Annotated in this window: 22 protein-coding genes; 12 read left to right on the top strand and 10 right to left on the bottom strand. The window is 36.8% G+C overall.

Annotated elements, in window-relative coordinates; all coding sequences use genetic code 11:
* Nucleotides 1-48: 48 nt before the first annotated feature.
* The gene (locus tag BLT30_RS04450; protein ID WP_089871774.1) at nt 49-1,296 is read right to left on the bottom strand and encodes a Kelch repeat-containing protein; all 1,248 of its coding nucleotides are present in this window, start codon (nt 1,294-1,296) and stop codon (nt 49-51) included.
* A gap of 200 nt (nt 1,297-1,496) precedes the next feature.
* On the opposite strand from BLT30_RS04450, the gene BLT30_RS04445 reads away from it, so the two are divergent.
* Nucleotides 1,497-2,561 carry a sensor histidine kinase gene (locus BLT30_RS04445; RefSeq protein ID WP_089871772.1) on the top strand — a complete coding sequence of 355 codons (1,065 nt, stop codon included), beginning with the start codon at nt 1,497-1,499 and terminating at the stop codon, nt 2,559-2,561.
* Between the two features lie 25 nt (nt 2,562-2,586).
* Entirely contained in the window at nt 2,587-3,222 is a 636-nt protein-coding gene (locus BLT30_RS04440) for a LytR/AlgR family response regulator transcription factor (RefSeq protein WP_245707110.1), read from the top strand.
* On the opposite strand, the gene BLT30_RS04435 is transcribed toward BLT30_RS04440, so the two are convergent.
* The 7 genes from BLT30_RS04435 to BLT30_RS04405 form a co-directional block, all read right to left on the bottom strand.
* Entirely contained in the window at nt 3,219-4,361 is a 1,143-nt protein-coding gene (locus BLT30_RS04435; RefSeq protein WP_089871768.1) for an inorganic phosphate transporter, read from the bottom strand. The genes BLT30_RS04440 and BLT30_RS04435 overlap by 4 nt on opposite strands.
* 23 nt (nt 4,362-4,384) lie before the next feature.
* Nucleotides 4,385-5,023, bottom strand: a complete 639-nt coding sequence (locus BLT30_RS04430; protein WP_089871766.1) for a DUF47 domain-containing protein — start codon at nt 5,021-5,023, stop codon at nt 4,385-4,387.
* Between the two features lie 149 nt (nt 5,024-5,172).
* Nucleotides 5,173-6,864: a DEAD/DEAH box helicase gene (locus BLT30_RS04425; protein WP_089871764.1), complete on the bottom strand. Its 1,692-nt coding sequence runs from the start codon at nt 6,862-6,864 to the stop codon at nt 5,173-5,175.
* 139 nt (nt 6,865-7,003) lie between these two features.
* Nucleotides 7,004-8,422, bottom strand: a complete 1,419-nt coding sequence (locus BLT30_RS04420; RefSeq protein ID WP_089871761.1) for an L-serine ammonia-lyase — start codon at nt 8,420-8,422, stop codon at nt 7,004-7,006.
* Between the two features lie 214 nt (nt 8,423-8,636).
* Nucleotides 8,637-9,278, bottom strand: coding sequence for a hypothetical protein (locus BLT30_RS04415; RefSeq protein WP_089871760.1), 642 nt, complete (start codon nt 9,276-9,278; stop codon nt 8,637-8,639).
* Nucleotides 9,279-9,450: 172 nt separating this feature from the next.
* Complete coding sequence (locus BLT30_RS04410) at nt 9,451-10,017, bottom strand: YceI family protein (RefSeq protein WP_089871758.1); 567 nt, start codon at nt 10,015-10,017, stop codon at nt 9,451-9,453.
* A 162-nt stretch (nt 10,018-10,179) separates the two neighbouring features.
* Nucleotides 10,180-10,752 (bottom strand): porin family protein, encoded by a 573-nt coding sequence (locus BLT30_RS04405; RefSeq protein ID WP_089871756.1) that lies wholly within the window; start codon nt 10,750-10,752, stop codon nt 10,180-10,182.
* Between the two features lie 216 nt (nt 10,753-10,968).
* On the opposite strand from BLT30_RS04405, the gene BLT30_RS04400 reads away from it, so the two are divergent.
* The 4 genes from BLT30_RS04400 (at nt 10,969) to BLT30_RS04385 (ending at nt 14,566) form a co-directional block, all read left to right on the top strand.
* Nucleotides 10,969-12,333 carry a DUF1800 domain-containing protein gene (locus BLT30_RS04400; protein WP_089871754.1) on the top strand — a complete coding sequence of 455 codons (1,365 nt, stop codon included), beginning with the start codon at nt 10,969-10,971 and terminating at the stop codon, nt 12,331-12,333.
* Between the two features lie 11 nt (nt 12,334-12,344).
* Nucleotides 12,345-13,541 (top strand): DUF1501 domain-containing protein, encoded by a 1,197-nt coding sequence (locus BLT30_RS04395; protein ID WP_089871752.1) that lies wholly within the window; start codon nt 12,345-12,347, stop codon nt 13,539-13,541.
* Nucleotides 13,542-13,663: 122 nt separating this feature from the next.
* Entirely contained in the window at nt 13,664-14,086 is a 423-nt protein-coding gene (locus BLT30_RS04390) for an organic hydroperoxide resistance protein (RefSeq protein ID WP_089871750.1), read from the top strand.
* 51 nt (nt 14,087-14,137) lie between these two features.
* Entirely contained in the window at nt 14,138-14,566 is a 429-nt protein-coding gene (locus tag BLT30_RS04385; RefSeq protein ID WP_089871748.1) for a MarR family winged helix-turn-helix transcriptional regulator, read from the top strand.
* A gap of 83 nt (nt 14,567-14,649) precedes the next feature.
* On the opposite strand, the gene BLT30_RS04380 is transcribed toward BLT30_RS04385, so the two are convergent.
* Entirely contained in the window at nt 14,650-15,672 is a 1,023-nt protein-coding gene (locus tag BLT30_RS04380) for a 3-oxoacyl-ACP synthase III family protein (RefSeq protein WP_089871746.1), read from the bottom strand.
* Nucleotides 15,673-15,910: 238 nt separating this feature from the next.
* Here BLT30_RS04380 and BLT30_RS04375 point away from each other — a divergent pair, with 238 nt between their 5' ends.
* The 4 genes from BLT30_RS04375 (at nt 15,911) to BLT30_RS04360 (ending at nt 21,603) form a co-directional block, all read left to right on the top strand.
* Nucleotides 15,911-16,813, top strand: a complete 903-nt coding sequence (locus BLT30_RS04375) for a magnesium transporter CorA family protein (protein WP_089871744.1) — start codon at nt 15,911-15,913, stop codon at nt 16,811-16,813.
* Nucleotide 16,814: 1 nt separating this feature from the next.
* A complete protein-coding gene (locus BLT30_RS04370; RefSeq protein WP_089871742.1) occupies nt 16,815-17,714 on the top strand; it encodes an endonuclease/exonuclease/phosphatase family protein in 900 nt (299 codons plus the stop codon).
* Between the two features lie 128 nt (nt 17,715-17,842).
* Complete coding sequence (locus tag BLT30_RS04365) at nt 17,843-19,966, top strand: Tex family protein (protein ID WP_089871740.1); 2,124 nt, start codon at nt 17,843-17,845, stop codon at nt 19,964-19,966.
* A 134-nt stretch (nt 19,967-20,100) separates the two neighbouring features.
* Nucleotides 20,101-21,603, top strand: a complete 1,503-nt coding sequence (locus BLT30_RS04360; RefSeq protein ID WP_089871738.1) for a tetratricopeptide repeat protein — start codon at nt 20,101-20,103, stop codon at nt 21,601-21,603.
* 34 nt (nt 21,604-21,637) lie between these two features.
* Here BLT30_RS04360 and BLT30_RS04355 read toward each other — a convergent pair whose 3' ends face one another.
* Entirely contained in the window at nt 21,638-22,954 is a 1,317-nt protein-coding gene (locus tag BLT30_RS04355; RefSeq protein ID WP_089871736.1) for a T9SS type A sorting domain-containing protein, read from the bottom strand.
* A 403-nt stretch (nt 22,955-23,357) separates the two neighbouring features.
* On the opposite strand from BLT30_RS04355, the gene BLT30_RS04350 reads away from it, so the two are divergent.
* Nucleotides 23,358-23,936 carry a hypothetical protein gene (locus BLT30_RS04350; RefSeq protein WP_089871734.1) on the top strand — a complete coding sequence of 193 codons (579 nt, stop codon included), beginning with the start codon at nt 23,358-23,360 and terminating at the stop codon, nt 23,934-23,936.
* A 267-nt stretch (nt 23,937-24,203) separates the two neighbouring features.
* Nucleotides 24,204-24,935 (top strand): DNA-binding domain-containing protein, encoded by a 732-nt coding sequence (locus BLT30_RS04345; protein WP_089871732.1) that lies wholly within the window; start codon nt 24,204-24,206, stop codon nt 24,933-24,935.
* The last annotated feature ends 146 nt before the right edge of the window (nt 24,936-25,081 follow it).

Below are 25,081 nucleotides of genomic sequence, written 5' to 3'. Positions count from 1 at the left end.
TGCCAGAGTATTTCTTGAATAATGAATTTGATATTTATCCAACGATTATCAATTAACTATCTGAATTTTTTTTGAAACCGAATTTTGATTTTGCTTCAAGTTGATAATATACAATCCGCTTTTTAGACCTTCATTGGCAAGCGAAACTGTATGCGTTCCTTTTTTATCAGCAATTATTGATTCGTTTCTCATTTTTCTACCTTGCATATCCCAAATCGTAAGATGCGTCTCTCCGTTTTCTGAAAGACAAAATTGAAGTCCTGGACGAGTTCCGCTTATGGTTTTCATATTTTTTAGCTGGCAAGCTTTATCATCGGAAACAGATAAATTTTCCTGAGAATAGATTTCGGTTTTTTTCAAATATTGCTGCTCAAATCCACCGGAACAAATCAATTTCCAACTGCCGTCAAGAAAAATAGAAGCTGCGTTTCCCGTGTTCCAAGCTGTTGGCTTGTTAGTTAATTGAGTCCAAGTATTATTATCGGCGTCAAAAAAATAATTTTCATTGGTATAAGTATCAAAAGTATTATCTGTAGTTCCTCCGATAAGAATCAATCCGTTACTCCAAGGTTGAAGTTCAAAGAAAGTACGCGTCTCACCGGGAAAAGGAGTTCCCTGAGTCCAATTGACAACCGAGCGGTTATTTTGGTCAATCTCGCCAATCCAGACATTGTTCCAATAAGTTGTGGAAAAAGTTCCGTTAGAACCGCCAACATAAACCAACTTATTTCCAGAAACCGAAAGCGCACCGTACGAAAGCGAAGTTCCCGGCGAAGGAACAGCATTGCATTCCCGCCATTTATTTTTATTGATGTTATAAACAAAGGTCTTTTCGGAATTGTAACTTCCAACGACATAAATCAAACTGTCCTGATAAGGAACTGCATCACCGTCTGTAAAAGACCTTGGAAAGTCTGCAAGACTACTCCAGATGTCATTTTCAATATTATATTTATAAACTTTTCTCGTAACCGTTCCTGGCGTTGTCACCATTCCACCTATGATGAAGATATTATCTCCAATTCTTGCGCTGGCAGCTCCTAAAATTGGTGTTGGAACATTTTGTCTCGTATCCCAAGAATTGGTTCTGATGTTATAACGATAGGTTTTATTTGAAATAATTTCCTGGTCGTTTCTACCACCAATAACGTACATATAAGCATTGCTGCCGGCATCAGAATAGGAAATTGAATTCCCGGCTCTTATTCCTTCCGGCATATCTGCTCCTGTTGTCCATTGTCCAAAGAACATTTCGCAAAAGACAAACGATAAAATAAATAGTAATACTTTTTTCATTTTTTTATTAAAATTAATATGTAAAAAGATTGAAAAAAGTCATTCACAATACAAAGCTTATCAGGAATTACACACAACCGTTTTAAGTCGTTCAATAACATCACAACGGTTTATGTCAAAAAGAGAATCATTGATGTACTAAAAGTTGTAGTTCGTGACAATCCTGAAAATCGGAAAGCTAAAAAACGTAGTTTTACTTTATGAAAAAACGATTCGCAAGGCATTTTATTTTTTGGTTCTTCTATTTGATATTAGAAGTTTATACGGAATATTATTGGATGGAAATCCAGTATAAGCAGTCGGTCTATTCCACTTTTGTTCATGCTTTTCTGGAAGAATTTCTGACAATACTGCTTATCAAAATGCCGATGGGATATCTGATGTTGTATTTCATTTCAATTTTCAGACATAAGAAAAGTAACATCAAATTAATTATTTCATTATCGGTTACCTTAATATTATTTTCTATTCTCGGCTATGTTTTTCTGGTCCATTTTATTGTGCCTTTTATTTATCCGCATCTTGAGATTGTCGGAATTTATGGTTACGGTGGAATTCTAAATTCTTTTATGGACAAGATTTTTCTGGCTTGTGTGATGATTGCACTTTATGAATATTCTGCCAGTCAAAAATTGAAACAACGGGAAATATTATTAATGAAAGAAAAAACCGAAGCAGAACTTAATTTCCTTAAATCCCAAATTAATCCGCATTTTTTGTTTAATACATTGAATAACATCTATTCTCTCGCAAGGGAAAAATCAGATAAAACCGCTGATGTAATCTTGAAATTATCAAGTCTTCTAAGGTTTATGTTGTATGAAACTAAAGAAAAATTCATTCCGATATCGAAGGAAATTCAGTTTATGAACACTTATCTGGAGATTCAGAAAATACGTTTTGATGAGCGTTTGAAAATCGAATTTCAGAATTCGGTCACAGATAATCAGGAATTGGTTTTACCTTTAATATTGCTTCCTTTTTTAGAAAATGCCTTCAAACATGGCGCGAGTGAAAGCACTGACAAGAAATTTATTAAAATTAATCTTGAACTCAAAAATAATATCCTGAATTACAGCGTCGTTAATTCTTTTGAAAAAAATGATAATGAAGAAAGTAAAGGCATTGGTTTGATTAATTTTGAAAGACAACTGAAACTGGTTTACAATGATTTCCGTTTGCAAACCGAAGCAGAAAATAATATATTCACAGCCACACTTTACATCAATCTGAATTCCTATGAACCTGAAATGTATAATCGTTGAAGATGAGCCGCTGGCCGTCAATATAATGAAAGATTATATTCAGCAAATTCCTTTTTTGGAGTTAATTGCTGTTTGCAATGATGCGATTAGTGCTATGCAAAAACTTAATGAAAACAAAATCGATTTGATGTTTCTGGATTTGCATTTGCCAAAAATCAAAGGTCTGGATTTTTTATCGACAATCAAGAATCCGCCTAAAGTCATCATAACAACGGCTTATCATGAGTTTGCTGTGGAAAGTTATCAGTATCAGGTTTTGGATTATTTGCTGAAACCAATTGGGTTCGAAAGGTTTGTGGCTGCGGTTCAAAAAGCTTTACCAACTGCGAAAACAGAAAGTCAAATAACAAATGAACCTGAATTTTTGTTCTTTACTGTTAATAAGAAAAGAGCAAAAATTCAGGTTCATGAGATTCTTTATATCGAAAGTCAGAAGGAGAATATCAAAATTGTTTCAAAAGAAAGGATAATCTTAACCAGACATTCTATTAGTGAGCTGGAAAAAATTCTGCCGTCAGATTTTATCCGGATTCACCGTTCTTTTATCATTTCAAAATCCAAAATAGACTTTTTTGATTCACAATCTGTGGAAATCCAAGGAAATCAAATTCCTATTGGAAGGAACTACAAAGATCATATCAAGAGCTTACTAGGGTATTAAAAAATCAATGCTACAAGCAGGTAAGTAAATCCAGCAACTATCGCACTGATAGGAATCGTAAGGATCCAGGCCCAAAGCAGGCTGACTGTGACTCCCCATCTAACTGCTGAAACTCTTTTTGTCAAACCAACTCCGATAATTGAACCAGTAACTGTATGTGTTGTAGAAACCGGGATTCTCAATTGCTCAGTAATAAACAATGTAATTGCTCCGGCAGTTTCCGCTGCTACACCTTCCAATGGTGTTACTTTTGTAATTCTGGTCCCCATCGTTTTTATGATCTTCCAGCCTCCACTCATTGTTCCCAAAGCAATTGCCAAGAATGAAACAACTGGAACCCAAAGGTAATGTTCGGCAAAGAAGTTGAAACGATCTGCTTCTGGAATATTAAGATAAAGTGGATCTTTCATCATATTCACGTGGAAATAGATCATCGCTGCTCCAATAATTCCCATTACTTTCTGAGCATCATTGGTCCCGTGCCCAAGACTGAATAATGCCGAAGAAACCAACTGTAATTTTTTGAAAACTCGCTCAGCCTTATGTGGGTTAGCTCTTTTACAGATATTAACGATGATCAATGTAATAACAATTGAAATCGCCATACCGATAAGTGGTGCCATAAAAATAAATAGGAAAATGGGAATTACCACTTTATACTTCACTACATTCTGTGAGAAAAGCTGTACAAATGCCTTATAAACTTTATCAAAGAAAGAATACTCCGGATGCGTGATCGCAATCAAATGATAGTCAGAGATCAAAGCGTGCATCAATGCAGCGCCAATGAATCCGCCAATCAAAGTGTGAGATGATGAGGATGGAATCCCGAACCACCAGGTTAACAGATTCCATGCAATAGCAGCAATAAGTCCTGCAAAGATAACTTCCAGCGTGATGAAGTTTTCATCAACGGTCTTGGCAATCGTATTACCAATTTTGAACTCGCCAACTACATAAGCAGCAATAAAAAATGCTGCAAAGTTCCAAAATGCTGCCCAAAGAACAGCTTGAAAAGGAGTTAGTACTTTTGTAGAAACAATGGTTGCGATAGAGTTAGCTGCATCGTGAAAACCATTGATATAATCAAATATTAGCGCAAGAGCGATAATGACAATTAGTAGAATTGGAAATTCCATTCGTTTATTTTTTGATACTGCTTTTATGCGTATTTGATAACTATGCTCTCCATTGTGTTTGCAACATCTTCTGCTTTGTCTGTTACGATCTCAAGATAATCCAAGATCGATTTTTGTTTGATGATCAATAAAGCATCGTTGGTTTCAAATAACTTCACAATAGCCTGACTTAAAACATCGTCAGCAATATTCTCATAAGAATTGATCTTGATGCAGGATTCTCTTACTTCGTCAGGATTTTTGAAATCTTTCAAGTTTTCTAAAGCTTTCTTGATTTCTATACAACATTTGTAGATCAACAAAGAGAACTCAGAATAAACTTTGTTATCCGGGCTTTTGTAAAGATAAATATATTTTGCAGAAGCATAGATATAATCCGCAATATCATCCAGACCAGACGCAAGATAGTTGATATCTTCCCTGTCAAACGGTGTGATGAAGTTCTCACCTAACTGTACGAAGATCTCATGCGTAAGGTCATCCAGTTTATGTTCGTAATCACTCATTTGATTCAATAATGTTTCATCATTGATATCAAAATCCAACAGACCATCATGAAATGTTTTCGACATCTCTACTAAGTTATCCGCTACTCGAAGAAACAGATCAAAAAAGATCTTGTCTTTTGGCTGAAATGCTCTGAAAATATTACCTATTCCCATTTTTATGTTTAATTTCTGCAAATATGAAACAAAAAAACCTTACCTAAAAACTTTAATATTAATTTTTCATTAAGATTAAAAACAGCAAAAACCTGTTGATTAACAGGTTTTTACAAATTATATTTTAAATATTCATTAATGTTTTATCATTAATTAGCCACTTCGGCACGCATTTCTTTTCCCCGAAATTTCATGCTGGTCAATCCATCCAAAACTTCGTTCTTATACGACTTCTCGATTTCAAAGAAACTGAATTTGTCCAGTATTTCTATATTACCAATATCAGCTCTTTTTTTGGATTTAGAAGTTGCCTTATTGATGATGTCCAGCATATCCACTTTCTTCAGCTGATCTCTCTTCCCAAGATTGAAGAAGAATCTTACCATGTCTTCATTCTTTCTTCTTGGTTTTCCGCCTCTGTCGTTTCTATCGCCACGCTCTCTTCTTTCTCTGCTTTCTCCATTTCTTTCACGCTCTCTTCCTCTATCTCTTCTACTTCCCCCTCTATCATCTCTGTTGAATTCCTGCTGTTGGATATCGTTTCTATCTTTATAATAAGTTGCAAGGTCCTTCAATTGGAACTGTAGTAATTGGTGTACCAATTCTTCTTTCGTAAAGTTGGAAAGGTCTGGGATCAGAGAATTATCAAATTCGAAGATGTCTTCATGTTCTGTCAACAATTTTTCGAAAACACCACCAACTTGGGCCTTGATAATATCTTTTCCAGTTGGAATTTTTTTCTCTTCAATATCAATCTTAGTTTCAGACTTGATCTGCTTCAATTTTCTGCTTTCTTCCGGCTTTATTAATGCCATAGAAATCCCATCCTTACCAGCACGTCCTGTTCTTCCACTTCTGTGAACAAAAACTTCCGGATCATCTGGTAAAGAAAAATGGATAACGTGAGTCAAAGAATCCACATCCAAACCTCTAGCCGCAACATCTGTCGCAACCAGAATATCGATATTTTTAAGACGGAATTTCTTCATCACCGTATCCCTCTGCGCCTGAGAAAGATCACCGTGGAGTGCATCTGCCGCATATCCGTTCTGCATCAAGAAATCTGCAATTTCCTGAGTTTCCATTCTGGTTCTACAAAAGATAATTGAATATTGATTCGGATTTGAATCGATTAATCTTTTAAGAGCATCTTTTTTCTGTCTGTAACCAACCACGTAATATTCGTGCTTGATGTTTTTCTTAACCGCATTGATCGATCCAATAGAAATTCTGTGAGGATTGGTCAAATAGTTTTTAGAAATACGTTCCACTTCTTTGTTCATCGTTGCGGAGAACAAGAAAGTCTGTTTTGTTTCAGGAGTTTCGCTAAGGATAGTTTCCAGATCATCTTTGAAACCCATTGATAACATTTCGTCAGCTTCATCCAAAACCACCCATCGCACTTCAGAAAAATCAAGTGCTTTTCTTCCGATCATATCGATCACACGCCCCGGAGTTCCCACAATGATCTGTGGCTTGTCTCTCAAAGATCTGATCTGATCCATAATGCTACTACCACCATAGACAGCTGTGGTCTTGATGTTTTTAAGGTATTTCGTGTAATTTTTGATGTCTTTGGTAATCTGGAGGCAAAGTTCTCTAGTAGGGCAAAGCACCAATAATTGGATTTTACGACTGTTGTCGTCTATCATATCCAAAATCGGAAGCGAAAATGCTGCTGTTTTGCCTGTTCCTGTTGCCGCAAGTGCGATAAGATCGCGAGTATCTGTAGAGATAAAAGGAATAGTCTGTTTTTGGATTTCTGTCGGCTCTACGAAGCCGAGGTCGCCAATCGCCTGAAGAACTTCAGCGCTAAGATTGGATTCCGTGAATAAATTCATTTAAAGATCGTCTAATTTAGGTGCAAAGGTACACTTTTTATTTTTAATAACAAACCGGCTTCTTTTTTAACGATTCTTTATTATAGAAAATTAATATTGGAATTGCAAATTTAATGTAGAATGTAAAGTATTAATGTATTTAGCACTCCGCCACGTTCACGGCCACGGCCAAGCCACCTTCAGAAGTTTCCTTGTATTTGGAATTCATGTCCAGTGCAGTCTCCCACATCGATTTGATGACACTATCCAAAGAAACTTTTGCTTTTGCCGGGTCGCCATCCAGCGCAAGAGATGCCGCAGTAATGGCTTTCATTGCCCCCATAGAGTTTCTTTCTATGCATGGGATCTGAACCAGACCGCCAATTGGATCACATGTCAAACCCAGATGATGTTCCATTGCAATTTCAGCCGCCATCAAAACCTGACCAGGCGTTCCACCCGAAATCTCAGTAAGTCCAGCTGCCGCCATTGCCGATGAAACACCGACTTCTGCCTGACAACCTCCCATTGCAGCGGAAATGGTCGCATTCTTTTTGAATAAAGTTCCGATTTCGCCTGCAACCAAGAGAAATCTGATAATATCTTCTTCGGAATTGAATTTCGTAAAAACTTGTGAATACATCAAAACCGCAGGAATTACACCACTTGCGCCATTTGTAGGTGCAGTAATAATTCTTCCGAAAGATGCGTTTTCTTCATTTACGGCAAGAGCGAAACAAGAAACCCATTTGGTAACCGAACTGAATGTTTTCTGCTCGTTCTTTACCATTTCGAACCACTCATTTTTGTTTTTGTAAATCTGTGTTCCGAGAAGTTTCTCATTCATTTCGGAAGCACGTCTTGTGACATTCAGACCACCTGGAAGAATACCTTTTTTATTAATGCTTTTGTAAACACAGTCTTTGATATTATCCCAGATCTCCAAGGCTTTTTGGCGCGTTTCTTCGTGGGTCCTCCAGGATTCTTCGTTTTGAAAAACTAAATCGGAAATTTTATCAAGCTTAAGTTTTTCAATATACTTCAAAATATCGCTGCCATGATGACAAGGATAAAGTGTTCGGACACAGCGGTCTTCCATAGAATTGTCTTCCTTGGTAGCAACAAATCCACCTCCAACTGAATAATAATCCTGACTGAATTCTTCGCCGTTTTCAAAAACAACTTTGAAAATCATTCCGTTGGGATGGAAGTCCAGGGATTTTTCTTTGTTGAGAATCAAATGATGTCCATAAATAAATGGCAGCCAAATTTCTCCGCCAAGATTGATTTTTTGTTCTGATTTGATTTTTCCAATTTTGTCATCAATTTTATTGGTATCGATTGTTCGAAAGTTTTCTCCGCTCAAGCCAAGCATTCCCGCTATATCAGTTCCGTGACCGACACCTGTTTTTGCCAATGAACCGAAGAATTCTACAAAAACTTCTTTTACATCTTGTAAAGAATGATTTCTTTTGACCAGATCCAGAAACATCTTCGCAGCATTCCAAGGTCCCATTGTATGTGAGGAAGAAGGTCCGATTCCGATTTTTATGATATCAAAAACACTGATAGATTCCATTAAATTGTAAAAAATTATCGTTTGTAAATGTAATTGATTTTTGAAATCGGCGCAACTTTATATTAGTAGCATTGATTGTTGCTTTTTTTAACGCAAAATGCGTAAAGTTTTTTGATATTATTGAAAATATTCTGAGGTTCGCGCTGGCACTTCGCTCAGCTAATTTTTTCTGATTGTTGCTGATTTGAAAGTTAAGATCAGCGTAAAATAATTTCTACACAAAAATAGTTTTCAAAATCTCTGAAACCTGCTTTGCTTTTGTTAATGGAAAAAGATGTGTTGCGTTTTTTATCACAAAATCCGGTTGCGAGTTTTTAATCGGGAAAACGATGTCCTTATCCGCCAAGATCTGAATGACATCGGGTAATTTCTCAAACTTCCATTTTGCAACTTTATCCATCGACCATTTGAGGTAATATGGATCCTTTACTCGAAAATATTCTGACAGGTTAGAATTTTTTGAATCAAATATCTTTTTCAGAAACATATATAAAACCGAACTGCTGTTACCAAAAAGACGTTCCGGAATATACTTTATAGCGTTCGTTTTTTCTCCTGCCTTAATGAGTTTTGATTTCTCTGCGTCACACCTGATGCTTCCTAAAATCACAATTTTTTTTGCTGGTTTGAGCTTGTGAATCTCCTGAACCAAAATTCCTCCAAATGAATATCCCATCAAATAAAACTCTTCGGAATCATCTATAGATTCCGACATTCTTGCAACATAATCAGAAAATTCTTCGTTAAGATGGGGAATCAGCCAAGGAATGTGAACGATTTCAATTTCTGGATTGAAAGTCAGTTTTTCCAAGACTTTTTCATCTGCGCCTAATCCGCTAATTGTGTATAACTTCATTAATTAAAATTTTTGAACACAAAGTCCACAAAGATTTTTTTTGATTTTCTTGAAAATATTTTAAAGTTCACAAAGGCGTAAAACTTCGAGAAGGATTTAAAATCATTAGTCAAATTTAAAACAAAAAAAGAGCAGAAAAAATTCTGCTCTTGAAAATATATTTTTTGAAAAATTATTTTACGCTGATCTTAACTTTCAAATCAACATCGTCTTTTACCAAAACGTCTTGCATCGTAGATTTGTAAGCTACATCAAATTTTTGTCTGTCAAAAGAGAATTTATCAGATTCCAAAGTCACAACTCCGTTTGCAGAAGTGATTTTTGCAGGGAAAGAAACCGGGTTGGTCTTTCCTTTTACAGTCAAGTTTCCGTTTACCACAAAGTTGTAATCTTTATTAGAATTTTTCTTTACAGAAGTGATTTTGTAAGTAGCAGTCGGAAATTTTTCAACTTCGAAGAAGTCTCCGTTTTTCAAGTGACCGTTCAGTTTCCCTTGGTATTCTCCGGAAAGGTCAGTAGAATTGATAGAAGTCATATCCAATACGAAATCTCCACCTACAACTGCTCCATTCTTAAGAACCAAGTTCCCCGATTTTACATTCACCGTTCCATCGTGAGAAGATGCCTCTGTTTTTGCGATTTTATAACCCCACCAGTGTACATCTGAACTTGTTAATTTTTTAGTTTGTCCGAAAGCTAATCCGCTTACCAATACAGCTAGTAATAATACTTTTTTCATTCTTTTAATAATTTTAATGATGCAAATCTACTTAGAATGATCCAAAATTAAACTTGATGTATGATAAGTTTTTCAAAAATTAACGCCCTCATGAAAATGAAGGCGTTAATGTATCATAGTTTGATTAAATATATTGACTTTAACGGAATGGAGAAAGTCAGATTACTTTCCTAAAGGAATATTGTAGCTGAAACCCACTCCGATTGCGCCGGCATTATATTTTTGGTCGCCGATCTGGCCTTTGTCTCCTGTAAATGTTTTATTATACTGAGCAAAGAAGTTCCAGTCGCGGTTGTGGTAACCTATTTCCGGTTTGATGTAGAAACCGCCGTCTGGTCTTGCAACATTTACATTTTCGGCAACTCTGTCATCCCCAACGATAAATCCATAGCCCAAATCAGCTCCGAAATAGAATCCCATTTGTTGCGGGTACACACGGAAAAGTGCAGCAACAGGAATTACACCAAAGTCATTATTTTTAACTTTGATTCCGTTTACATTTCTATCTTTTCCAAAATAATTGTTATAACCAGTTGCTATACCTAAACCAAATCCCGGTGTAATCAGATTTTGATAAGATAGATCCACTCCAAGATTGGCAGCTGTGTTTCCGCCTGTTGAAACGCCTCCGTTAAGACCAACTTTCAGCATATTGGTCATATCGGAGTTTTGTGCAGACATTAATCCTCCTGCCAAAATTCCCGCTCCCAATATTAACTGCTTTAAAGATTTCATATTTTTAAATTTTAAATTTTACAAAGGTGATACTTGTAAATTCCGTGCCAAAACCGATTTTTTGTTTGACAACTCTAACAATATAAGCATCAAGAAACTAATTTTCAATTATTTAAAATCATAAATTAATATTAAAATTTATTCATAAACCGATATTTTCATCATATTTGATTTAACTATTCGTTCAAAGTTAACTCAAAACAAAAAGCTGCTGATATGAATAATTTCCTGAAAAATAAACATTTGATTTCCAGAGCGGGTTTTGGTATTCATCATAATGATATCGAAAAATACAAAAATATAAGTTCGAAGAAATTGTATCAGGAACTGAAAATCAATTCATATGAAGTCCTACAACCCGATGTTCAAAGTATAACGCCGGAGCAATATCAGGAAATGTCCAAAGCAACGGACAAAAAATCGCTGAATCAGTTCAATAAAAAATATAATATTGCTGTCAGAAAATCCTGGCATGATCAAATGATAAATACACCGAACCAGCTTCGGGAAAAGATGGCACTTTTCTGGCACAGCCATTTTGCCACTAGAATTCAGCATCCCTTATTTAATAAAGATATTATTGAAATCTTCCGGAAAAATGCCTTGGGCAACTTCAGAGATCTGGTTTTTGAAGTTTCAAAATCTTCTGCAATGTTGAATTTTCTTAATAATCAACAGAATAAAAAAGCCAGACCCAACGAAAACTTTGCAAGAGAGTTAATGGAACTTTTCACTCTTGGGAGAGGAAATCTATACACAGAAAAAGACATCAAAGAATCGGCAAGAGCTTTTACAGGCTGGAGTTATAATGGATTGGGAGAATTTACGGACAATAAAAAACAACACGATACAGGAGAGAAAGAATTTCTTGGGAAAAGCGGAAATTTTGATGGAACAGACATTATCAACATTATTCTTGAAAAACCGGAATGTGCAGATTTTATTACTAGAAAGATTTATCAATTTTTTGTTAATGAAACACCTGATGAAAAGATAGTAAAATCACTCAGTCAAAAATTTTACAAATCCAATTATGATATAATGACACTGATGGATGAGATTTTCCTTTCCGACTGGTTTTATTCTGAAAAAAACATTGGCGCAAAAATAAAATCTCCTGTTGAACTGATTGTAGGAATCCGACGAATAATGCCTATGGATCTACAAAATAAAGATACGATCTATAACTTCGAAAAATTACTTGGACAGGAACTTTTACAACCACCTAATGTCGCAGGCTGGCCATCCGGGATGGCCTGGATAGACAGCTCTACTCTACTTTTAAGAATGAAAATCCCTTCTGTAATGGCTAATTATAAAACTCTCGATATTGAACCAAAATCCAATGATGATGTCAATATGGGAAAAGAGGAAAAAAAAGTGGTCGTCAACAAAAAGCAAAACACGATTACCATCCACTGGGACAGTATCAATAACATCCTTGACCAAGATTTATTCGAAATATTATTGGCTAATCCTAATGAGAAAATTCAGAGTATGATTACACAATTCAATGCCGATAAAAGTAAGAAACATCTGATGATAACTATTATGTCAACACCAGAATATCAACTTTGTTAAAATAAGCTGTTATGATTATCAATAGAAAAACCTTCATAAAAACTAGCAGTCTGGCTGCGGCCTCATTTCTTTTTCCGAATTTCCTGAAAGCTTTGACCTTACCGGAAGCGATTGCAATGAATGGGAAAACGCTCATCATTCTTCAGTTATCTGGTGGTAATGATGGGCTCAATACGATAATTCCTGTCAGAAATGATATTTATTATAAAGTCAGAAACCAAATTTCGATTAAGGAAGAAAACGCTTTGTCGCTAACAGACGAAGCAGGAATCAATCCAAATCTAAAATATTTTAAAGAACTGTATGACAACGGAGAATTGGCAGTAATGAACAATGTCGGTTACCCAGGGCCGAACAAATCACACTTCCGAAGTATGGACATCTGGCAATCTGCTAGTGACAGTAGACAATTTATTAATTCCGGCTGGCTGGGAAGATATCTGGATGAAGCCTGCCATGATTGTCAAAATCCTACACAAGCAATAGAAGTGGATGACCTTCTAAGTCTCGCAATGAAAGGAGAGAACAACAAGGCGATCGCCTTCAAAGACCCGAAAAAATTGTTCGACAATAGCCAGGAAACGCTTTATAAAAAACTGGCTGAGGAACATCACGACCACGACCACGATTTGGCTTCGTATCTCTATAATACACTCGGAAATGCCATTAATAATTCTGGATATATTTTTGAGGAAAGCAAAACCAAACCAACTGACAAGGTTTATCCAACGACACAAATAGGAAAAGACTTTAAAACGATTGCTTCGCTCATCAAATCCGATATTAATACGCAAGTCTATTATCTTTCCATCGGAAGTTTTGACACACATTCCAATCAGAATCAGAAACAGAATCAATTATTCAAAAACATTAATGACGCTGTTGAAGTTTTTACGAAGGATATGAAAGAGAATGGTAAATTCAATGATGTGATGATTATGACCTTTTCCGAATTCGGGAGACGAGTTGCCCAAAATGCCAGCAACGGAACCGACCACGGAACTGCCAATCAAATGTTTTTCATCAGTGGCGGACTTAAGAAAAAAGGATTATTGAATCCACTTCCTGATTTGACCAATCTCAAAGACGGCGATCTGATCTATACCGAAGATTTTAGGAAAGTCTATGCCACAATTCTTAAAAGATGGCTGAATTCTGACGATAAGAAAATCCTTGGAAAGGATAATGGTTACTATGATTTTATATAATTTCTAACAGTTTATAGTCTACATCAATAATAGATTTTGATAAAAGTTTTATTTTATATTGTGCACAATATAATTTTACACTATATATTTGCATTATCAAATTAATTTAAATCATAAAAAAAATGAAAACATTGTACAGCATCGGCGCAACAGCCAAAGGAGGAAGAAACGGAAACGTGAAAAGTGATAACGGAATTCTGGATTTGGAAGTCAGAATGCCAAAGGGTTTAGGTGGTGCAAACGACGATTATGCCAATCCTGAAATGCTTTTTGCAGCGGGTTATTCTGCTTGTTTTGACAGCGCCTTGAATTTGGTTATCAAACAAAGTAAAATCGAAACTGGAGAAACTACTGTAACTGCAAAAGTAGGAATCGGTCAAATCGAAAATGGAGGATTTGGATTAGAAGCAGAATTGCATGCCAACATTCCAGGAGTTTCTTTGGAACAAGCTCAGGAATTGATTGAGAAAGCACATCAAATTTGTCCTTACTCCAATGCTACCAGAGGAAATATCGATGTGAAATTGACTGTGAGCAACGATTAAGGAATTCTTAATTTGCTATCTTTGAATTGTGGGATTAACTCAAAACTCAATATGGAAGATTTACTGAAACTTGACAAGCAACTTTGCTTTTCCGTTTATGTTTTACATCGCGAAATAATGCAGTGTTACCGTCCGATTCTGAAAAATATTGGGTTGACCTATCCGCAATACATCACAATGATGGCACTCTGGGAAAAGGATGATTTGACTGTCAATCAAGTTGGAGAGATTCTACAACTCGATAACGGAACTCTGACACCTTTGTTGAAAAGACTAGAATCTAAAGGTTATCTAGAACGAAAACGAAGCAAAGAAGATGAGCGTGTTGTAAAAATCTATTTGACGGAAAAAGGTGTAAAGCTCAAAGAAAAAGCCACTTGCATCCCGATTGAATTAGCAAAAGCAATGAATCTCGATCTCGATGAAATGGAGCAATTGAAGTCATTATCCGATAAAGTTGTTCAGAAAATCAATCAATAATAAAAAGAGCTATTCAGAATGTGAATAGCTCTTTTTATTATTTTTAAGTATTTGTTGTTTTTACTTGTCTCTTTTATCTTATTCTAATATTCAAACAAAACGCTTCCCCACGTGAAACCACTTCCGAAAGCCGACAGACAAACCAAATCGCCACGTTTCATTCTGCCTTCCAAAATTGCTTCGCTCAAAGCAATCGGAATAGAAGCGGCGGTTGTATTTCCGTATTTTTGAATATTTACGAATACTTTTTCGTCTGGCAGATGCAATAATTGCTGTACGTATTGCGCAATTCTGATATTTGCTTGGTGAGGAATTAATAGATCTAAATCCTCAATCTTTTTCCCTGCTTTTTCAAGCGCTTCCAAAATCGTTTCCGGAAATCTTGTAACTGCGTGTTTAAAAACGAAGTTTCCATTCATTACAGGATAAATATCTTCCGCTGTCAAAGAATCTGGATCATTAAGCAGAACATCACTCCAGCCTAATTTGGTCCCAGGGAATTTTACGGCTAATTCTTCGGCATATTTTCCTTCGGAATGCATATTCACGGATAAGATCCCTTTTGCATTTTCGTCTTCGCTTGCTGATAAAACGACAGCTCCCGCTCCGTCTCCGAAGATTACAGAAACGCCTCTTCCTCTGTCGCTCATATCCAATCCGAAAGAATGAATCTCAGCTCCTACAACCAAAACATTTTTGTACAGTCCTGATTTGATAAACGCATCAGCAACACTCATTGCATAGACAAAACCAGAACATTGATTTCTGACATCCAATGCGCCAATTGTGTCGCAACCCAACATTTCCTGTAAAAGAACGCCGGAACCTGGAAAGAAATAATCCGGTGATAATGTTGCGAAAACTATATAATCAATATCTTTTGCTGTGAGATTGGCATTTTTAAGCGCGATTTCGGAAGCTTTGAAACCGTAGAAAGATGTTGTTTCCTCAGAATCTACACGGTTTTTGCGATGTCTTCTTTCTTTGATCCCTGTTCTTTCCGTAATCCACTCATCGTTGGTAGCCATCAACTTAGAAAGGTCATCGTTTGTTACTATATTTTCCGGAACGTAGTGTCCTACTCCGGTTATTATGCTTTTAAACATTTTTAGAATTTGATAAAAATATCCGCAAAAATAGATATTTTATTTAACACATAAGTTTCAGATCAACAGATTTTTTCTATCTCTCATAAACGCTTTAAACATCGAATCGCTCGCAACCCGACTTGAACGGAGCTCTTTTTCTTTTTTCTCAAAAAAGAAAAAAGCGGGAGTGGAAGGCGGATAAAGTTGCCCTAAATAAAATTATAATTATTACTGAGATTTTATTTAGTTTTGTTATATGCCGATAGAACAGAAATACAAAACCGCCAATTGGGAATGGATTGACGTGACCGCGCCAACGGAAGAAGACCTACGGTTTTTGCACGAGCGGTATTATATCAATCATCTTTTGCTTGAGGACACGATAGACCCGAACCACCTCCCAAAGTATGAGGAAGTGGACCAAGTGAAGTTTTTCCTGACCAGAGAATCTACAGACCTTGAAAGGCGCAATCTGAACAGTATCAGTGATATTAGTAGTAAATTGGGGATCTTTCTGTTACCGAAATTGATCATTACGACCCACAGAGTGAAAAGTAAAAGCATCAATGAGGTTTTTGAGGAACTGAAGAAAGATAACCCAGAAAATATTTCGCGTGACCGGCTGGCTCTTCGACTGGCCCTGAAGGTTATGAAAACCTTTGATGATGAGAGTCAGACACTGTTGGAAGTGATGGACGCTATGGAAAACGAAATCTTTCTGAAAAATACGAATCAGACGAACCAGATCCGAAGACTTTACAAACTGAAAAGAAAATCTGGGCTCAATACCAGAATTCTGAATATCTCCGGCGAATGGATTTCGAAATTCAAAAATCTTGAACTCGAGGAAGTGGAAGTGATGGATTTGCTAGATAAACAAAAAGATGTAATTGCCGACTTTGACCACGTGAATGCCCAAACGGTCAACCTCATTTCTATGTTTTTGGCTTTGTCCGATCAAAAAGCGAATCAGGTGATGAAACTCTTGGCAATCTATTCGGTGTACTTTTTACCTATTACTTTCATTGCTGGAATCTACGGAATGAACTTCGATAATATGCCGGAACTGCATCATAAACATGGCTATTTTTATACTTTAGGATTAATGCTTCTGATCGTTGTTTGTACCTTTATTTATACCCGAAGAAAGAAGTGGTAAAATGGCGAACCAGGAATTATTTCTTTTCTATAATGTCGAGAATTTTTACCCTCCCAATCAGGAATCGCTAGGTTTTCATAATTGGGACGATTATAAATACAACCTGAAAATCAGAAAGATGACTAATGTCTTCCGCTTTATTGAGGAAGATTATGGACAATTGCCTTCTATCATTGGTTTGGCTGAGATTGGCGCAAGGTTGGTTTTGGAAGATTTGATTCAGGAAGATTCTCCAATTTGTGATTACGAAATCATCTATGAACTATCTAATGACTCCCGAAATCTAAGTGTGGCTTTGCTTTTTGATAAAAGGAAATTGACTTTAGAAAAACATCAGACATTACAGTTTCAGTTGGATGAAAAGCAAGCATTTAACACCCGGGATATTTTGCACGCTGAGTTTTTATATCAAGGAAAAAAGCTCCATCTCTTTGTTGTTCATCTCCCTTCCAAAAGAAATCAAGATGCTAAAAAGGAGCAACGAGATTATATTTTCGAGAAACTAAAAGAAACCCTTCAGGAGTTATTTGATAAGAATGAATCTGTTATTCTGATGGGTGACTTCAATGAAAATCCCGATAATGAAGCTATGCAAGAACTGCTTTACAATAATAATGGAGAAAAAATTCTTGACAATCCTTTTGAGGCCTTATTTGAAAACCATTATTTTTCCGCTTATCATGGTAAAAAAGGTGTTTGTTTTGACCAAATTACCTATACAGGACAATCATTGATGAGCCAGTTCAACATAAAAATGATTGAAGCGGAAATTTACAATTCTCCACGGCTTAGAAATAAAAACAATAAAAATCTGAAATACCCCTACCGAACTTATTCGGGCTCGCGATATATGGGCGGATATAGTGACCATTTTCCAGTGATGCTAAAGCTTAAGAAATAATCTTTCATTTTTGAGTATCTTTGAGATATAACACAACACATTGCCGGCTCACTTCGTTCCGCCCGCAGTTGTGAATTGCTTTCATTTATTCATTAAAAAACACTATTTTCACTGTTCAAAATCAAGAAATGACAGCTTCAGAATTTATCCAAAAACAACTCAATATTCCCTTCAAAAATATAGAAAGTACACTTCAGCTTTTGGCAGAGGATTGTACAATTCCTTTCATCGCCCGCTACCGAAAAGACCGAACAGGGAATCTGGATGAGGTGGCGATCGAAAACATTTTCAAACTGAACAAGCAATTTGAGGAAATCGTCAAAAGGAAAGAAAGCATCCTGAGATCTATCGAAGAACAAAATGCATTAAGCCCTGAGCTCCAGCAAAAGATAGAACAAAGCTTTGACCTACAAGAGTTGGAGGATTTTTACCTGCCTTATAAAAAACGTAAAAAAACAAAAGCCGACACTGCAAGAGAAAAAGGTCTGGAACCATTGGCAAAAATCATTATGGCTCAGCGTTCTGATGATATCGAGTTTATTGCTTCGAAATACGTTAATCAAAATGTTATCGACGAAGATGAAGCGCTACAGGGCGCAAGGGATATTATTGCAGAATGGATCAATGAGAATCTCTATGTCCGTAAAAACCTGAGGCGACTTTTTCAACGAAAAGCGATGATCTCGTCCAAAGTAGTCAAAGCTAAAAAGGAAGACGAGGCCGCTCAGAAATTCTCACAATATTTTGAATGGCAGGAAGCTTTGAACAGAATTCCGTCTCATCGTTTATTGGCTATGTTGCGTGCAGAGAACGAAGGTTTTGTAAAAGTATCAGTTGACATCGAAAAAGATGAAGCACTTGATCTGATCGACAAAGCTATTATTAAAAGTAATAATTCATCTGCCAAACAAATAGAATTAGCAATTACAGACGCTTACAAACGTCTTTTGGAACCGGCGCTTTCCAATGAAGCCTTGCAAGAAGCTAAAGAAAAAGCAGACATCAAGGCAATTGAAGTATTTTCTGAAAACCTGCAACAATTACTTTTGGCCTCACCTTTGGGAGAAAAAAGAATCTTAGCAATTGACCCGGGTTACAGGACTGGCTGCAAGGTGGTCTGTCTGGATGAGAAAGGCGACCTGCTTCACAACGAAAATATCTATCCGCACGCGCCACAGAACGAGACAGGAATGGCCATGAAGAAGATCCGCTCGATGGTAAATGCTTATAATATTGAAGCCATCTCCATTGGCAATGGAACAGCCAGCCGGGAAACCGAATTCTTTATCAAGAAGATCGCATTCGATAAACCGATTCTGGTTTTTGTGGTTTCGGAAGCTGGTGCTTCGGTCTATTCGGCGAGTAAAATTGCCAGAGATGAATTCCCGAGTTACGATGTCACCGTTCGAGGTGCAGTTTCCATCGGGCGACGCTTGGCCGACCCATTGGCCGAGTTGGTAAAAATCGACCCAAAATCCATTGGTGTCGGACAATACCAGCACGATGTGGACCAGACCAAACTGAAAGAAGAACTGGACAATACCGTGATCCGTTCTGTAAACTCGGTCGGGATCAATCTGAATACCGCCAGTAAATCATTATTAAGCTACGTTTCCGGAATCGGAGAGAAAATGGCAGAGAATATCGTGAATTTCCGAACAGAAAATGGTGCTTTTACAGAACGAAAAGACTTGAAAAGAGTTCCAAGACTGGGTGAAAAAGTTTATCAGCAAGCCGCTGCTTTCGTAAGAATCAAGAATGCGAAGAATCCTCTGGATAATTCGGCCGTGCATCCCGAAGCTTACAAAACGGTTGAAAAAATGGCGAAAGATCTGGGTTTGAAAACAGAAGATCTGATTTCCAATAAAGAGAAAATTGCGTTGATCAATCCTGAGAAATATGTAACCGATGACATCGGAATTCTGGGAATCAAGGATATTCTAAAAGAATTGGAAAAACCAGGATTAGACCCAAGAAAGGCAGCCAAAGTTTTTGAATTTGATCCAAACGTAAAATCCATCAAAGATATAAGACCCGGAATGATACTTCCCGGCATCGTGAACAACATTACGGCTTTCGGGTGTTTTGTAGATATGGGAATCAAGGAAAGCGGACTGGTTCACATCTCCCAATTGAAAGACGGTTTTGTATCTGATGTGAATGAGGTGGTAAAGCTTCATCAACATGTTCAAGTCAAAGTTACGGAAGTGAATGAGGCGAGGAAAAGGATTCAGCTGACGATGATTTTATAATTGCTTTTAACACAATCATTATAAACAGTAAAAGATTTATTAATACTTTAAAAGATTGTAGATATTTATCGTAATATTAAATTTAATATTTAAATATATTTTATTTTTGTGTCGAACAATTAACAACAGATGATTTGAAAAACAAAATATATTCAAATAATATTACGCTGATTCGACATAATATTTTATTGTTTTGTGTTTTATTTTCTTATTCATTTTTATCGGCTCAATCGTACTATACACCAAAGCGAATCGATTCTCTCATCACATCCAATGAGAAACCAAATGATTGGAGTCTGGAAAAAAATATAGATTTTCTTACTAATGTTTATAGAGAATCTGAAAAGCTTCATTATGAAAAAGGGATGTACCGATGCTTAATACAAATAAGCAATTGGTATATGATGAAGGCACAATATAAAAAAGCTCTCCCTTATTTTGAAAAAATAGAAAATCTAACATTAAACAATCCTGACAATCTCAAATATAAAATTATGGCGCTTCAAAGCAAGTCTTTTGCTTTTACTAACTTAGGTCTGTATGATGATGCGCATGTTGCGATTGATGAATCAATCAGGCAGGCAAATATGATAAGTGATTCTGAAACGAAATTTAAGCTTTTAGGCAGTGGTTTTGATCTCAAATCTGCACTTTATATTGAATTAAAAATGCCACAGGATTCTGTGTTATTCTATCTGAAAAAATCAGCAGCTCAATATAAGCAAATAAAAAACACTTCGGAAAGAACAAACTTATTAAATGCTGCTTATATTAATATTAGCACTAGTTTCTTTAATGCAAAAAAATTAGATTCAGCAATGTATTATTCACGTAAAGCAATAAATTCCAAGCAATTAAGTAAAGAGGCAAAATCTCCTGTTTTTCAGACTTTAGCGCAAATATACCGCGAGAAGAATAATTGGGACAGTGCATTTTATTATTATAAACAAGCAGAAGCAATATCAGCTAAATTGGGGAATCCATTAGATTTGAAATCGATTTATCAAACATTGACCGAGATGTATGACAGATCCGGAGATAAGGAAAATGCACTGCTTTATGCTAAAAAATACTCCCACTTATCGGATAGCCTTAATATTATTAATAAGCAAAGTGCTGCGATAGCTAATAAAAATATTAAAGAAGATTTACAAGAAAAAAATGCATCACAACAAAAGCGCCTGTATAAGATTATTGTGAGCATCATTGTAATGCTGATTTTTATATCGCTATTATTGCTATATATTTTTAGAAACTATGATAAGGAGAAGAAATCCCAAAAAGAAAAGAAAAGCATTATAGAAGAAAAAACCAAAGAGCTTGAAAAATTGCAATCTAAAATGAACGATTCTTTTGACGAGGTAGTAGCTCTCGCCAAAAATAACGATTCTGCCTTTTTGGGGCGTTTCAAAGAAGTTTATCCAGATTTTTGCAATAAGCTTCAACAGGTATATCCTGACATTCTTAATTCAGAATTAACTTTTTGCGCCTATCTCAAACTGAACTTTTCAACAAAAGAAATTGCTACCTATACATTCACCGCAATTAAATCTGTTCAAAACCGGAAAAACCGTTTAAGAAAAAGACTGAATATCCCTTCTGATGAAGATATCTATATCTGGATTGACAAACTGTAAAAAAACAGGCTCCATTTCAATGGAGCCTGTTTTTTTATTCCTTAATAATTTTTAAGGTGTGTTTTTGCCCATCAAATAGACCTTTAAGCAAATAAGTTCCTTTCGGAAGCTTATTGATATTAAGCTGCCTGCTTTTCATATCTTTGACATCCAGAACTTTCTGACCCGAGATATCATAAATTTCTACATTGGTAATAATAGATGCTCCGGCAATATTCAGTACATCTTTTACTGGATTTGGATATATGGAACCTATTTTCTTATCAATATTGTTAACAGCCATCACAGTATCTGGCAGCTCCAGACGAAAACCTATTGGAGATCCGTTTTTCTTCCCCCATCCTGTAATATATTTCCCATTAGGAGAAATTCCTGTTGGCAGATTAAAAGTCACACCTTGGGTATCAATTCCTAAGCTTTGTACATATGCAGTCAGTTCTACCCTGCCAGTCGTCGGAGTCCATATGAAGCCCTCTCCTTTATCTGGTGCCGAGCCGGTACCATCAAAAAGATTACGAAAATATCCCACTACTATGCTTCCATCGGCATTTACAGAAGTTGCTGCTCCAGAAAAGCCTGTCTCAAGGCTTACGTCAGGATGATTGATCTTTATCACACCTGTATCTTCGCTCCAGATGGTAGCATACCCCAGCATGCTGCTTCCTACTGCCCAAACTCCGTTATCTGAAACGTCTGAAACCTCATTCAAAGGTAAGGTACCGTATTGTGTTTCTTCCGTAACAAGAGTCTGGATATTGTTTTTCCAAACAGCAAAAGCTCTTCCCATATCAGTATCCTGCCATCCGCCAATTATAGTTCCATCAGCGTTCACTGCGTTGGCTCTTGCACTATTACCTGCTACAGTACTGCCAATATCTATAATACCAGTTTCGGCACTCCACTTTACGGGATGCGCCGTACCTCCAGAAATCCACCCCAATCCTACTACCGTATTTCCATCGGATGATATGCCATAAGCAGCACTGCCTGACCCTCCTGAATTCGCACCCAAATCTCCCAGATAAGTATGTGTCTGTGTTGCCACATCATACAGGGTCATTTCGTTAATATCGGTGGCGGGATTGGTAATGGACATAGCAATTTTACTTCCGTCGGAGGTGATGCTTCCTATACCGGAAACAGGATTTCCGTTGGTAACATCTCCTATGTTTTTCAATCCCAATGATGGTTTCCACATAAAGAAGCTATTTGCATAGATACCGGTCACGGTTCCCGTATTGGATACATTGTCGGGGTGTACTTCAATTCCCAGATTACTTACCTGTGCATCAACCTGGTAAAAAAAAGCACCAATTGTAAAGAATAAAGCGGGAATAATTTTTTTTGTCATAATGTTAGATATTTGGTTTGAGTTATAAATTCATTTTTTACTACAATCATAGTATAAAACGATCAATATACATATACCCTTTACATACCTACAGAGCTCAAATCACTATCTACAAAGAGTTTTTAACGTTCCTCAAGCATAACATTTCCGTTTAGGATTATAAAATATATCATCAGTTATCACTTTTATATATCACAAAAATTTACATCAGGTACATATAAGGTAGAGTATTTTTTTGGCTATATAGCATTTATTATTCTCTTTGCAGCACAAACACAGACACAAGTGATGTTACTGAACTTCTCAGTAGAGTACACATCGGGCTATTATGCTTTTCTTAATCTACATTATTATAGCCCGGTTAATTACTTTCCTTCTCTTTTGCTGATGTTTTTGTTATACAATGACATATCCAAAAACAATATCGAGTAACTCCGGTTTTCCAAAATCTTTTTGGAAAACCCTCCTATTGTTATTCTTTATATTTTCTGTACAGGCATTATACGCACAGACAGTTATTACAGGGATGGAATACATTACCATCAGTGATGGTGCTGTCATATCTATACAAAATGAAAAACAATCGGATAATAATCACACAGCAGATGTGAAATGCAGTATTGAAAACGAGACCATACAATCTAAGAAGTCTTATATCAAGGAAAAAATAGTTAAAACCCTGATAAAGCGCACTGAATCATCGGAAGATAAAGTGCAAAAAACATATAATGACTCTAATCGCCAGGAAATAAAGATCAACAGTAGTCCCTATGATAATGACACTTCATTTTCAGTCTCATCAGGCAGATCATTTTTAGCCTGCAACGTAGATTTTCATTGGCGGGCAGCCGGCATGGCAGAAAAAGCTTATTTCATGCTATTGTTTGTATGGGGTACCTCTCCTATCTTCCGCCCCCACGGTATATCTTTTCCGGATCACGCAAGTTCTTACCACCAGGGAAGAGCACCTCCTTGTTGCTAAGTGCTCGGCAGCACCCAGTCTTATCAAACACAATTTCATAATTATCCAGACCATTCTAAAGCGCTCTCCGCAAAAATAAAGTAATCATTATTGGAGAGCCTACAAAGCTGGTGAAATGATGAAAAAACACTTAAAAACAAATTTAAAACCCAAATCATATCCACGCTGTCCCGAAGCGCGTTCCGTTAAAATAAACGTAATCATTATTGGAGCGCGCAGAGGGCTGGTAGAATGATTAACAAATAACACTTAAATACCTGATGAATTATGGCAGTACTACACAAGATCAAAGCCTATCTCTATGAGAACCTCCTTACTAAGGACAATCCCAATGATTATATCGCACGCACTGTAAGCGAGCGTTCACTGAATGTTAAACAAATCTGTGAAGCCGCAGTCAACAGAGGCGGAGCAGATGTATCTGCCGCTGCTATGGAGCACGCCACTACCCTGTTTCTGAAAGAAATGGCCTACCAGCTGTGTGATGGCTATTCTGTCAATACAGGCTATTTTACTGCCGGAACTCAGATACGCGGGGTTTTTGACAGCCCTTCGGAAACCTTTAGCAGCGACAAGCACAACATCCTGTTCCAGTTTAACCAGGGAGAAAAGCTAAGAGCAGAGATCCCCAATATAGAAGTAAGCATACTCGGCATTGCAGACAGTGCCTGCTCCATCCTACAGGTGACCGATGTCAAGAGTGGCTCTGTGAATGATCTTATCACGCCGGGCCGTAACCTGAAGATCTCCGGTAATAAGATAAAGGTAGCGGGAGATGATCCAAACAACGGGGTCTTTTTTGTGAATACCGGCACACAGGAGAGAATTGCCGTAGAAAGTAATGATATGGTGACCAACAATCCTTCGGAGCTTATTATAGTAATCCCCGATATGGCATCCGGTACCTATACCTTGGAAGTACTGACACAGTTCTCCGGAACACAAATGCTGAAAGAGCATCGTATGGCCAGTTTTGACAAGGTACTAACCGTACAGTAAAAACCATAGCCGGAACAGACGGTATGTCTCGGGCGGAACACAACACCTGCTCCAAACGGAACAGACGGTATGTTCTGTAAAATAAAAATAGGGTTTCCTAAGCAGACTATGCATAGTAAACCCAGAGATTAAAACACAAAATTTAG

The sequence above is a fragment of the Epilithonimonas hungarica genome (assembly GCF_900102265.1).
In the GTDB taxonomy this organism is placed as follows: domain Bacteria; phylum Bacteroidota; class Bacteroidia; order Flavobacteriales; family Weeksellaceae; genus Epilithonimonas; species Epilithonimonas hungarica.
The sequence above is the reverse complement of the archived record's forward strand: the minus strand, read 5'-3'. Positions and strand labels throughout refer to the sequence as shown.